The sequence below is a fragment of the Priestia sp. SB1 genome, from assembly GCF_038898415.1.
Window position 1 is genome coordinate 186787 of sequence record NZ_JBBJSS010000008.1, and the last position, 13167, is coordinate 199953.

At 36.4% G+C, this 13167-nt stretch carries 10 protein-coding genes and 1 pseudogene; 2 read left to right on the forward strand and 9 right to left on the reverse strand.

The features are described 5' to 3' along the window. From WKH56_RS27110 to WKH56_RS27140, 7 genes and pseudogenes are all read right to left on the reverse strand, one after another. Complete coding sequence (locus tag WKH56_RS27110; protein ID WP_028413929.1) at positions 1-495, reverse strand: PTS sugar transporter subunit IIB; 495 nt, start codon at positions 493-495, stop codon at positions 1-3. After that, positions 492-932, reverse strand: coding sequence for a mannose/fructose/sorbose PTS transporter subunit IIA (locus WKH56_RS27115; RefSeq protein ID WP_028413930.1), 441 nt, complete (start codon positions 930-932; stop codon positions 492-494). The genes WKH56_RS27110 and WKH56_RS27115 overlap by 4 nt, the downstream gene beginning before the upstream one ends. Before the next feature lie 254 nt (positions 933-1186). Then, entirely contained in the window at positions 1187-3973 is a 2787-nt protein-coding gene (locus WKH56_RS27120) for a sigma-54-dependent transcriptional regulator (RefSeq protein WP_048018563.1), read from the reverse strand. Between the two features lie 356 nt (positions 3974-4329). Beyond that, the gene (locus WKH56_RS27125; RefSeq protein ID WP_048018562.1) at positions 4330-5781 is read right to left on the reverse strand and encodes a glycoside hydrolase family 68 protein; all 1452 of its coding nucleotides are present in this window, start codon (positions 5779-5781) and stop codon (positions 4330-4332) included. Positions 5782-6371: 590 nt separating this feature from the next. Next, positions 6372-7831 (reverse strand): annotated as a pseudogene (locus tag WKH56_RS27130) (protein adenylyltransferase SelO). A 283-nt stretch (positions 7832-8114) separates the two neighbouring features. Continuing rightward, a complete protein-coding gene (locus tag WKH56_RS27135; RefSeq protein ID WP_080968565.1) occupies positions 8115-9581 on the reverse strand; it encodes a glycoside hydrolase family 32 protein in 1467 nt (488 codons plus the stop codon). A gap of 12 nt (positions 9582-9593) precedes the next feature. Beyond that, positions 9594-10835 carry an MFS transporter gene (locus tag WKH56_RS27140; protein WP_028413935.1) on the reverse strand — a complete coding sequence of 414 codons (1242 nt, stop codon included), beginning with the start codon at positions 10833-10835 and terminating at the stop codon, positions 9594-9596. Positions 10836-11161: 326 nt separating this feature from the next. Here WKH56_RS27140 and WKH56_RS27145 point away from each other — a divergent pair, with 326 nt between their 5' ends. Further along, positions 11162-12145: a LacI family DNA-binding transcriptional regulator gene (locus tag WKH56_RS27145; protein WP_048018559.1), complete on the forward strand. Its 984-nt coding sequence runs from the start codon at positions 11162-11164 to the stop codon at positions 12143-12145. Positions 12146-12235: 90 nt separating this feature from the next. Next, positions 12236-12445, forward strand: a complete 210-nt coding sequence (locus WKH56_RS27150; protein ID WP_013058452.1) for an alpha/beta-type small acid-soluble spore protein — start codon at positions 12236-12238, stop codon at positions 12443-12445. A gap of 89 nt (positions 12446-12534) precedes the next feature. Here WKH56_RS27150 and WKH56_RS27155 read toward each other — a convergent pair whose 3' ends face one another. Together WKH56_RS27155 and WKH56_RS27160 are read right to left on the reverse strand one after the other, a co-directional pair. Beyond that, positions 12535-12735: a hypothetical protein gene (locus WKH56_RS27155; protein ID WP_028413937.1), complete on the reverse strand. Its 201-nt coding sequence runs from the start codon at positions 12733-12735 to the stop codon at positions 12535-12537. 162 nt (positions 12736-12897) lie between these two features. Further along, entirely contained in the window at positions 12898-13119 is a 222-nt protein-coding gene (locus tag WKH56_RS27160) for a hypothetical protein (RefSeq protein WP_168760515.1), read from the reverse strand. Between the last annotated feature and the right edge of the window lie 48 nt (positions 13120-13167).

A 13167-nucleotide genomic window follows, 5' to 3' on the forward strand; every position in this document is an offset into this window, starting at 1 on the left:
TTATTTGATTTTTGTTTCATTTCTCAGTAGTTGAATAAAATTTTCGCTAGAATCTGAAGGTAATTGGCGCAGCTCAAGCTTTACGCCTAGTTCCTGCAGTTTCTCAAAAGCATCGATATCTTTTTCGGTAACGCTTACAGATTTGGTGATTTGTTTTCGGTCATTAGCAAAACGCATGCCGCCTACGTTTACTGTCTCAATAGGCACTCCAGCTTGAACAAGAGCAACAATATCTGCGGGACTTTCAAACAGCAGCATGGCTGTTGTATCCTGATAACGAGGGCTGTGAAATGCTTTTGTCATTTTAGAAATTGAGACGGCACTTGCTTTTACATTCGAAGGAGCCACAGAAAGAATAAGCGTTTTTCGCATTTCATCCGCTGCCACCTCATCTGAAACAATGATAATTCGATCTGCTGCATTTGTTTTGATCCATCTTGTTAATACCTGCCCGTGAATAAAGCGGTCATCAATTCTTGCTAAAACGATTTTCATAATAATCCATCCTCTCCGATTTGGTTTGCTTGCTGGACTTTCTCCAAATGTTCACTGCACACTTGAAAACTTTCTTCATTCACTTGCTTTAATCTCCCTAGCATCTCTTTTAATGTAACGTGTTCCCTCATGGCTAACACTTCTAATAACATAGGCAAGTTAACTCCGGATACCATATCCGCTGTTTTGTTTTTAAGGATATATGGAGTAGCCGCATTGTAAGGTGTACCTCCAAAAATATCGACTAGAAAAAGCACTTCATTTTCTAAGGGCATCTCCTCTAATGCTTGCTTATATTTTGCTTCAAGCGTTTGGATACCCTCTCCTTTTAGAAAAGGTACGGCTACTACGTGATTCTCTTCACCAAATATCATTTTGGAAGACCCTTCTAATGCTGGTGCGAAATCACCATGCCCACTAATAATGACTGAAATCATGTACACTTGCTCCTCTCTTTTACGTTCTACACTTATTTATTGCAAGTATCGTGCCAACAAAGAGTATTAAGCGCTTTCATTTATTTTTCAATACCTTTTTCTATGTTGTTGATACAGGTTCCTTAAAATAAACAAACCTGTATCAAAACGTCATGCGTTTTAATACAGGTTTTTCTGTTATTTAAAAAATGGGATAAAAAAAGAAACTAGCGGCATATAAATTAAACTAGTTTCTTGGGATTATCATATGATTTTTACATTTCATCCGCAAAAATGGTGGCAATAAATAATTTTTCATCTCTTGTTAAGGTAAGTTTAAGCTTTTTTTCGACGGCTTGTAATGTTTTTTCCGTTTTTTGATAAATACTTTCTAACTGATGAGTGATTTCTTCATCCTTCGGAAAAGCAAGGGGTTCGTTTTTTATCATTCTTTCTAAAGCAAAGGCTGTATGCATCACAATTCGAATCATAACGGTGTTGCTTAATTCCATTTCTAACTCATCTTGTACGTGACTTAACCACTCTAACAGAATTTCACTTATGAGATACGGATTAATAAATAGAAGGTACTTTCGCAAGTTTTCTTCGCAAAGTTCACGCACTACAATATTCCCTTCAGTCTTCTCCTCATCATAGCGTATCGTTTCTTTTGTAATTGCCTGTTGAAGTATTCGCTCTCCCTGCCCTTCAATAAGGACTTCTAGTGATACATGAGGCGCATCAATCTTAGGGTTTTTGGTACCTGCTGTTGCGACAATTTCATATTCTTTTTGAATTTCCCGAATGTTTGCTGCTAATTTAATAGAAGAAACGGTTAGAATTTTAATAGGCTCTTGAGATACTTTCCGTGAAATAATCGTTAAGATTTTTTCTAATTGTTTTGCTGTACCGCTTCCTGTTGTACAAATAGAAACAAGGGCTTTCTTTTTCCCAAACACATGCTGCTGCTTATCTATAAATTCCATAAAGTCTTTTTGCACCGAATCAAATATGGCATATAAATTTAAGTCTAAATAATTTACTTTTCTAACGGTGTCTAACACCATAGACGTCGTCACGTTGCTGATTGTTTTAATCTTAGTCCCTGTTTTTTGTTCTAACTTGCTTTCTAACATGGCAAGCGAGCCCATGTCTACAAGCATTAATACGCCTTCTCCTTCATCTACTTTCTTAATTCCCTGGATTAATCTATCTACAATTTCGACTGGAGATACCGTCAAAGGCACATCAATAGCTATAATAGGAGTACTTCCTAAAAGCTCCGTAGCCACTTCTACCATAGAAGTTGCCGTGCTGTTTCCATGTGCAGCAACCACAATCCCCACTCGCTTATTTTCTTCTAACGTTCGAATGGATTGAATAACCATTGTGAGATAAATAACTTCTATTTCTGGCACGACAATGTTAAACCACTTTTCGATTCGATTTTTAAAAAGCAGGGCTACCGCATATTCTTTTGGATACGTTTCGCGAATTTCATCTATCTCCTTTGTATTTAATACGTCTACTTGTTTTTTTCGCTTTAAAAAGGATTCCATATGCATACTCAAAAAATGAATAAATCTGCGATCAAATTTACAGTTCAATTCTTTTTCTGCTAAATGTTTTAATTCTTTTGTAAGCTGAATCACGTCGTCTTCTACGAATTTCATTAAATTAGAACTCTGGCCATTTTTTTGATTAAAAAAGCTCCGAACATTCAAATGAATGTCGGTAAGAATATATTGATTGATGTCTTCTTGAGATAAACCTTCTTTTGTTAAAACATCTACTTTTTCTTCTATTAACTGATATAAATTAAATGATACGTCTTCCTCTATTTTTATTTCTTGGCTCTCCATAGCCGGAGAAATGATCGTTTTGAGATTTACATATTCAGAAATTTTTCTGCTGCGCTCCATATTTTTACTATTTGAAATCCAATCTCGTTTAATATTATCAGGCAAATCTCTCACTGTAAGTTCCACCATATGTTTACTATCAAGGTTATTTAAAAATCCGTGTGCGCACACGAGCTGTACATTGGACTTTAACTGCCCTACATTCCCAAATTTTTCAGTGTGGATTAAAGCATTTAATACATCAATGTGGACACTTAGCTTTTTATTAATTCGTTTAGCTTCTTGTTCTAAAAGAAACGTTGTGAGATGAATCTTTTCTTTGAGAGATCGCTCTTCTAATGACGGAATATGGATAGTCATCGGAATTCTTCTTAAGAAAGTTTGCAGTAAGGCTGAACCGGGATTTTCAGTTGTAGCACAAATAATTAATACTTTAGACGTTCGCTTATGATCTGTTTCCCCTAGGCGATTGTACGTACCTTGATCAATGAGGTAAAAAAGCATTTCTTGACCTTCAGGAGGAAGCCGGTGTATTTCATCCATAAAGAGAATGCCTTCATTTGCTTGTTCTACTAAACCTACTTTACTTTCAGTTGCTCCAGTGAAACTCCCTTGCTTATGACCAAATAACTGAGAAAGAAGTAATTGAGGATTATGGTAATAATCAGCGCAGTTAAAGGTAATGAACGGGGCCCCTGTTTTTAACCTCTCTGAATATATAGCAAATTGATAGATTCGTTTTGCAAAAAGAGATTTGCCTGATCCCGTGGGACCTAATAGCAGCATATGTAACCCATTGGGCGGGTAAAGAATAGCAGCTTTTGCTTGAGAAATCGATTTTTTCAAACTGCCTGTGGCTCCAATCATTAATTCAAAAGGATTAGCAGAAAGTGCTTCTTCTTTTCCCCCATTAGATAGCTGCTCTAGTTTTTCCACTTCCATCTTATTCGTATCCCACTTTTGACGAAAAATGGTTTCGACAATCTCTAGCGGAGCGTAGCGAACGGGGAACATTTTAATTTTAATTACTTTTTGCATGCGGACAAGTTTGTTCAGTTCAAGACTTACATTAGATCTCTCTAAATCTAACTGTTCAGCAATTTCAATCGCTGAGCTTCCTTGTTTATGTAAAAGTTCCACTTCTGTAAACTCCTGAAAATTACTCAACAGCTGATTGTATACCTTATCAATTCGTTTCATTAGAAGCACCTTCTTTATTTTCAGTTCACGATCGGAAGTTTCTCTTTCAAAGAAATGAGACATTCCCTACTACTACAAGTTATTTCACCTATAAGTACCATCATGTCATACTAATCTATGAAAGCGTTTCAAGCCATTATATGTAAATATATTAAGTTAGTCAACCTTGCATGTCAACCGGTTTCATTCTTAAAGTTATAGTCTGTCTGAATGTTTCATTTTCTTTGAATAACTGTGAATCTGTATATACTACTTTTTCATTTTACTTAGCACTGCAGTTACAGCATATTTTTGCTTACATAATAAAACGAAAGAAAACAGCAGCAGTTGTCGCCATTCTCTTTCGTTTTTAAAAATTATTTATCTGCAGTTAATTGTCCTTGTTGTAAAATACTATTTTTCACAACAGTTGTTTTTGATCCTTTAATACTTAACAAGAAGCTAGGAGCAAACGTAGAGTGTTCCTCTGAATAGAAGCCTCTGTTTGTCATGTAACTTGTAATCACGACATTGTCTCCTTTAACTTGCGGAACTGCAAAATGTGAATACGTGAACGTTTTGTCATTAGGATCGAGGTTCATATGTAAAACAAGTCCTGTATCATTTAGCGGTTTGTATTTTCCTGTCAGCGTATTTGATACGTATCCTAGCATATATACGTCATCTTGGCCGATACCATCAATGGTCATTTTAGACCCGCGAGAATCTGTGAATAAGTACCATTTTCCATCTTTTTTGAATACATTTGCGCGTTCAATTTCATCTGTTACCGTGTTTGAGGTAATCAATGGATCCATTACTTTTTTTAAGGTATAGTCGTTATTTAGTTCTACAATGCCTAATGCGCCGTTTGCTAAAGAGGCTTTCTTTTTATTAGAACTCTGCAGTAATTTCTCTTTTTCTGATTGGAAAAATGGATTGTTTCCACCGTAGTAAGCTCGATTGTAAAGAGAATCCTCCCCTTGATAACCATCTTCAGTTCCTGTGTTTGCTTCAAACACAAGGTATTTATGCCCTTTATCTTCTACATAGTGAGGATCTCTCAACGTATGATTATCTTCTGAACCATATGCGCCTTCGTCGATAAACTGCTGAATATTTTGATATTTTTTACCATCACCATCAAAAATGGATTTATGATCTTCAACACCTTCAATTTTTAACGTATCTGCACTTGGCTGAGATACATTTACTTGAGCTGTTGTTAAAGTTTGTTTTCCATAGTTTGTACCTGAAAAATTAGTATAGAATAAGCGTACTTTTCCGTCTGATGTTAAAGTAGCAGATCCTGACCATTCTTGTGTTTGTTTTTTCAAATGAGGGTCATTCGGTACAAATTTATCACTGTCTTTGAACACTCTTCCTGCATTTTTCCAACTGTCAATCGACTCTTCACCTATTTTTTTATAAAACACATAAATAGATGTATCATCCGCATCTTTAGGATTGCCTGCTAGTGCAAATACAACTTGGTAACCATGGTAGTTGGCTACTGTTCCGTCAGCATTTTGCAGAGGCCAGCTGTCCCATACGTCTAAGTCAATTAAATTACCTGATTTATCATACCCTTTTGCAGAGGCAATATTTTTGATTGTTGCTTTATCAAAAGCTGGAACTTTAAACTGTTCGCTTTTTTGCTGCTGAGGAATTTTCAGCATGTTATCACGTGTAATATGAGAAACTCTATAATTATTATTTGTATCTTTATGATTGCTTTCAGCTGCCCATGTTTGAGATCCAGCACCTACTAACATAGCTGCAGCAAAAGATAATGCTGTTGTTTGCTTTGCGATTTTCTTAATGTTCATCTGTTTTCTCCCTTTTGTATCATACTTTTTCTTGTGTTACTCACAAGTGATCCATTTTCTATGTATCGAGAAGTCATATCCATCTGGTGAAATAACAGAACCGGTTCCATCACCTTTCCAAGATTACTTGCATAATATTGAAAAGTCAAATAGGTAAAATGGAGTGATCATACCCTTTTTTATCCCTTTGTTTTTTTAATTTAGTTATAAAGTCTTAAATCTTTAACTTTTTAATTAAATCGGCAAATTCATCATCATATTTAACCTACTATTCTTTTATAAGCTTTTCTACAGCTGTTAAAGTACCCAAGCTTCAAGAAAATATCGTTAATGTATTTTTTGTGAAATAGTGGAATAATTTATTATATAATAGTTTCTACTGGTAATAATAAGAGACAAAAGAATTAGGTAATCTCTTTTTATTTTGATTCTTTTATACTGTTAAATTTTATGCAGCTCTTCCCAAGGAATCGCTATCATTTCAATTAATCAATCATACATTTTTCAGAAAATCAAAAAGAGCTCTTTATAAAGAGCTCTTTTTGATTTCATTTATGCTGTCTTTAAATAGCTGTTCTTATCTAAATAAATCAAGTGCCGCAGTACGTTTGATAAGGCTGATTAGACGGAGCAGACGGTGTACAATACTCTGACTGATCCGGCGATTCATATGGGCTAGAAAGCACTTCTAGAAGATCTTCCATAACGCTGTAGTCTCCTTTTTGTGCTACATCTAGCGCTGCTTCTACTCGGTGATTTCGAGGAATGACAGCGGGATTGTTATGTTTCATAAGCTCTTCCGACTCTGCTTTAGATTGTTTTTGTCTGCCTAGTCTTTTCTGCCATAACTCCTGCCACTGTGCAAATTCTTCGCTTTCAAACAGGTCACTCTTTCCTGGCTTATTGAAAGTTAATGCACGAAATGTATTTGTATAGTCAGCTTTATAGGTTTTCATCATGGTAAGAAGCTCTTGGAATAATGCTTCATCTTCTTTTTCTTCGTTAAAAAGTCCAAGTTTAGCCTGCATACCCGCCAGCCAGTTTTCTCGATAGAGTTTTGGAAATTCCGTCACGGCGTTTTGTGCTATTTCAACTGCTTTTTCTATATCTTGATCCAACAGAGGTAATAAAGCTTCAGCAAACCTCGCAAGATTCCACCCTGTAATGCCCGGTTGATTTTGATATGCATAGCGCCCTTGTACATCAATTGAACTAAATACAGTTTCTGGATCATAGGTATCCATAAATGCACATGGCCCATAATCAATTGTTTCTCCGCTAATTGTCATATTATCCGTATTCATGACGCCATGAATAAAACCAATAAGCTGCCATTTAGCAACTAGGGTAGCGTGACGCTTAATCACTTCTTGAAGAAATGATAAATATTTTTTTTCATTCTTTTCTATGTGGGAAAAGTGACGTTCTAATGCATAGTCAGCTAAAGCTTGAAGGTTTTCGACTGTTCCCCATTTTGCAGCAAATTGAAATGTGCCAAAACGAAGGTGACTGGAAGCTACACGCGTCAAAATCGCCCCCGGCAGTTCTTTTTCGCGAACAATGGATTCGCCTGTTGTTACGACTGCCAGGCTCCGAGTAGTCGGAACACCAAGGGCCTGCATCGCCTCACTAATCATATACTCACGCAGCATAGGTCCAAGAGCTGCACGACCGTCTCCACCCCGGGAATAAGGAGTTCGGCCTGAGCCTTTAAGCTGAAGATCCACTCGTTCACCCGAAGGCGTAACTTGCTCCCCTATCAGCATAGCCCGTCCGTCTCCTAGCATGTTAAAGTGGCCAAATTGATGTCCTGCATAAGCCTGTGCAAGTGGGAAAGCACCTTTTGGAACACTGTTTCCAGCCAAAATGCTAACTCCTTCTTGGCTTTGCAGCTGTTCTTTTTGCAACCCTAGAGATGCGGCTAAAGAGTCGTTAAATTTGACTATTTTAGGTGAACTCACTGGATTAGGATCAAGAGGCGTAAAAAAATGTTTGGTAACTCCGCATAGCTATTACGTAAATTCCATCCTGTTTCTTTTTGATTAGTCATCGTATCTCCTTTTCTTCTTGTGTCTTAAAACATAACTCTTTTCTTTACTGATCGTGGTTTTATAAGTGCAGCAGCCCTGCTCTATCCTGCTTTCTTTTGGGCATCTTAGAGCAGGACAGTTTCTCTTTCATTCATTATCTCTTTTACTATTATATCCTATTATATCGTATTTGCTCGTACTTTTAATCTAAAGTGCCTTATCCATTTATATACCGCCACTTTGTTGACGAGCTATTAAATGCTCAAAAAAGAAGAAGTATTAATATACTTCTTCCTCTGTATTTTACCCCCAAATATCTTTTAAATTCCAATACGTTAACTCTTTTACGATTACGTCTCCTCCTTCAGTAAATAACTCAATTCCAAGCCTGCTTTCTTTTGGATAAATGCGGCTTGTCATGGTAGCTTGTCCTTCGTTTGCAAATACTTCGATGGAAGAACGATCCACAAATATTCGTAAAGCTAGTGTCTCACCTGCTTGCAACGCTACTTTCCTCACGCCATCTTCTTTTCCCGAGTGAGTACAGTCAAGCACTAGCTTTTGCTCATTAAGGTTATAACACATAAGCGTTTCTTCATTGTTTATTCCACAAATTTTTATTCCTACTGATGAAGCTTGGCAGTCCGCTAAATCAAATACAGCTTGTATCTCTAGCAAATCTTCATTTACTTCTACTACATAGCTTTCAGAAAGAGCTTTATTGGTTAGCATATTATATTGAGTTTTCCGAAGTGATGTCAGCTCTTGGACGGGGTTCATTAACACTTTATCCTCTCTTAAAGTTAGTTCTCTCGGAAGCGTTAGCGCACCGCACCATCCATCCTCTTTCGTTGGCATATTAGCTTCCCACATGTCCATCCACCCGATTGCAATTCGTCTTCCTTTATCATCTAAAAGCGTTTGAACAGCATAAAAATCGTGGCCGTGATCTAATTCAGTAAATGACCCATGATGAAAGGTATTGGTTTCATAACTATATTCTCCAACTAAATATCCCGTTTGGAAAAGGTTGTGATAGGAATCACCTTTTGCTTCTATCCCTTGAGGAGAAATCATTAACACATGCTTTCCGTCTAACTCAAAGAAGTCCGGACACTCCCACATATATCCTAGATCTCCATCGCTTTTAGCAAGGACGCCAACATATTCCCATTTTCGTAAATTTGAAGACCGGTATAAAATAACGCGTCCCTCTTGTTTCTTTGTTGAGTTTCCTAGAATCATATACCAGAAATCCTCGTGCTTCCATACTTTAGGGTCTCGAAAATGATGAGAACTATCTGCCGGCGGCTCCGCAATAACTGGGTTGACCTCTACTTTTTCAAAGGTAATGCCGTCTTTACTAACAGCTATATTTTGGTTTTGAAAAAACGTATCCAGCTCTTTGTCTATATAATTATGTCCTGTATAAATTAGCGTAAGCTCTCCTTGGTTATCCACGGCACTTCCAGAAAAACATCCATCTTTATCAAATGTATCTCCAGGAGCTAAAGCAATCGGTAAATGCTGCCAATGAACAAGATCTTTGCTTTTGACATGTCCCCAATGCATCGGTCCCCAATTCTCGTCATACGGATGATGTTGATAAAAAACATGATATTCTCCTTTATACTGAACCAACCCATTCGGATCATTAATCCAGTTCGCTGGCGCCATAATATGATACCCTAACCGATATTGATGATTTACCTTTTTCTCTGCTTCATTTAATGAACGTTGAACTTGCTCGATTTTATTTATCGTTAACATCATCATATCCCCCTATATAATCTGCGTGTTTTCTTGTACATCTTTTCTTATAAACTTATGTTTTTTAGAGTTTAGTAGTGTAAACATGGAAATAACGTTAAATACCAAAACCATACCTCCCATAATTAAATAGGTACGGGAAAAGCCTACGCTATCATATAATCCTCCCGCTATGGGTGAAAGAACTGAAGCACCTATTTGTGAAGCGAATTGGAATCCAACCAAATAAAGGATAGAAGATAGGCGCGTGTCAAAGTTAGCTGCCAAATATTTAAAGATGGCAATGAGCATAATAGGAAGTTCTAATGCATGAATAAGCTTCATCGAAGATATTCCAATTGGACCAACCACAAGTCCTGACCCAATAATACGAAATCCCATTAGAAATCCTGCTAAAATCAAACTATTTTTTGCACCGATCTTATTTACAATAAACGGTGCTGCGAACATCATTCCGGCTTCTAAAAACACTTGAAACGAATTTAAGTAGCCAAATACTTGATTACCTATCGATTCAGTAGGAAACAAAGATGCGTAATAGATAGGAAATTGCTGATCGTATACCCCATACACGCACGTAACGCCAACAACATAAATCATAAAAAACCAAAATTCCTTCAATAAGAATAAATTACCTACATCTCTCAGCGTGACGGATTCAGCTTTTTCCATTTCATAGCTGCTCATTTCTACCTTCACAGAAAAAATAATAGCCACTAGGATAACCGCTGAAACGGATGCCACCCAAAAATTAATATGAGGATTAATGTTAAATAGTTGTCCTGCAAAGAATGTAGCTGCAGCCCAGCCTAATGACCCCCACATTCTAGATTTCCCGTACTCAAATTTATATTTTCGGCTGACTTTCTCTATGTATGTTTCAATCGCTCCGATGCCCGCCAAAAACGCTACTCCTAAATATAAGCCTCCAATAATAGCTCCTATCAACACATTGTATTGAAGTAAGGGCCCATAAACAAAAATATAAAATGGTCCTACAAACACTAAAAGACAGCTAATAAAAAATAAAATGTGTTTCTTTAAACCTATCCTGTCAGATATATATCCGTACAAAGGCTGCATACACAATGCAAAGATAGCGTTTACAGAAAAGATTAAGCCTGTAGCTGATCCGTTCAACTTAATCTCTTGCCCTAACCAGATAGAAAATAAAGAGTAGCTCGACGACCACGTAAAAAAGAAGAAGAAAAAATATGCACTCAGCTTCCAATATAAACTTTTTGAACTTTTCATTTTAGTTACCCCTTTAGCTTAAGATATAAAATCTTTTATCTAACAAAATGAAAGCACTTTCAACTTGATTTTATGTCAACCGGTTTCATATGTCAACCGGTTTCACATTTTATATTGCAAAAAGCTTGTATTAGGCGTAAAAGTGGGCTTTGTGGTATGTTTAAGTTGTTCAATAAACCGTTTACAATCCTTACATAGATTTTTATTTATCAAAATAAAACGTAGCGACTGGAAAGCTGCTCGCTTGATTGCATTTATTTTAAGGCTTTTCCACAGCAGATATATACTATAAAAGCAAGGTTTTGGAGAAATTAGGAGGAAACTAGATGAAAGCCAAAATTAGTGATGTAGCAAAAATTGCAGGTGTTTCACCGACTACAGTTTCTCGTGTATTAAATAACCGTGGTTACATAAGCAAAGAAACGCGAGAAAATGTTTATAAAGCAATGAAAGAAATTAATTATTTCCCAAATGATATTGCGCGATCATTATTTAATAAGCGAACAAATTTAATCGGGATGATTGTCCCGCAAACGAGCAACCCTTTTTTCGGAGAGTTAGCCTTTCATATTGAAAGTATATGTGCTTCCCTTAACTATAAAGTACTTCTTTGTAACAGTCTGAATCGCATTGATAAAGAAAAAAAATATGTAGAAATGCTTATCAGAAATCAGGTAGACGGGGTTATTGCCGTTACTTATAATAGAGGTATTTTTGATTCCGAAAGTCAAAGCCTTCCTGTAGTAGCAGTCGATCATTATTTATCCAAAGATATTCCAACCGTATCTTCTGATAACTATTCTGGAGGAGAACAAGCCACGGAATTGCTTATTTCAAAAGATTGTAAGCATATTATTCATATTAACGGTCCCCTTAAACTTGAAACTCCAGCTAACTTAAGAAGGAAAGCATATGAAAACGTGATGAAACAGTACGGAAAACAGCCTATCACGTATGAGATTTCAAATACCTTTGACCGCAACATTCAGCGAGAAACTATTTCTAAGGTTTTTGAAGAACATCCGGAAGTAGATGGTATTTTTGCAAGCGATGACTTACTTGCAGCTTTAGTAGTTGCTGAAGCACAAAAAAGAGGAAAATGTATCCCAAAAGATTTAAAAATCGTGGGCTATGATGGAACAGAAGCCAGTAAGACTTTGTTACCTGGCCTAACTACAATTCAACAGCCAATCGAATCGATTGCTCAAACAGCCATTGATATTTTACTAAAAGAAATTGAAGGAGAATTTAGTAATGTCCCCCGTGAAATCTGTCTTCCTGTTAAGCTTCTAGAAGGGCAAACGACGTAAAAATATGTTTTTTATAAAATAAATATCAGTTTGTTGCATATTCTTCTTCCTTTATTCACACCTTAACGTTACAGAAAGGAGTTGAATACAATGGCAAACAATAAAAGCAGCAATAATAATGAATTATTAGTATACGGAGCTGAACAAGCAATCGATCAAATGAAATATGAAATCGCTAGCGAGTTCGGAGTAAATTTAGGAGCTGACACTACTGCACGTGCAAACGGATCAGTAGGCGGCGAAATCACAAAACGTCTTGTACAATTAGCTGAGCAACAACTTGGCGGCGGACGTTTCTAAGACAATTTCATACACACCATGACTTAAGGAAGAATGGATATCCATTCTTCCTTTTCATATATTTAATTTCCATCTTTATATAAAAATTATTATTGCTCATCTTCTTTACTGACTGATTTTGTTTTTCCTTTCTTTAGTACAGCACTGATTCCTAAACAACAGACAGCTGCTATCCATCCGGAGATGAGAAAATAAACAGAAGTATTTGCAAAGAGTGTACCTATTAAAATAAACAGGCCTCCGAGAATAATAAAAAAGACGTGACCTTCACCAATTTTTTTCACCTTCATCACCTCTCCCCTACCTGCGTATACAAACTAATGTTCAGATACAAAAGAAACTTCTTGATAAACAAGAAGTTTTCTTACGTCCGTTTCTTTTTCAATAAAAAATAAAGTTGTTTTCTTTTTATTTATTCAACAAAACCACTCAATATTCTTCTCAATTACGTGCTATTCAATAATTTCTTCTGTTTTATACTCTTTCATAAATACATCAATAACATCTTCTGCTTCCTCGTTCTCCTCCTGCATTTGAACGAGTATTTCGTTTTGTGCATTTACCGAAAGAATTCTGACATCCGACATTCGGTTTATGTCTAGCTGCAGTTCCAAATCTTTGGCAACCTCATCAGCTTTTAGTGAATCTTTGATCGTATATCTGTGACTTCTCATAACATTCGCTCCTTTACGTTATATGAACGAATATAGTTTATCCAAACG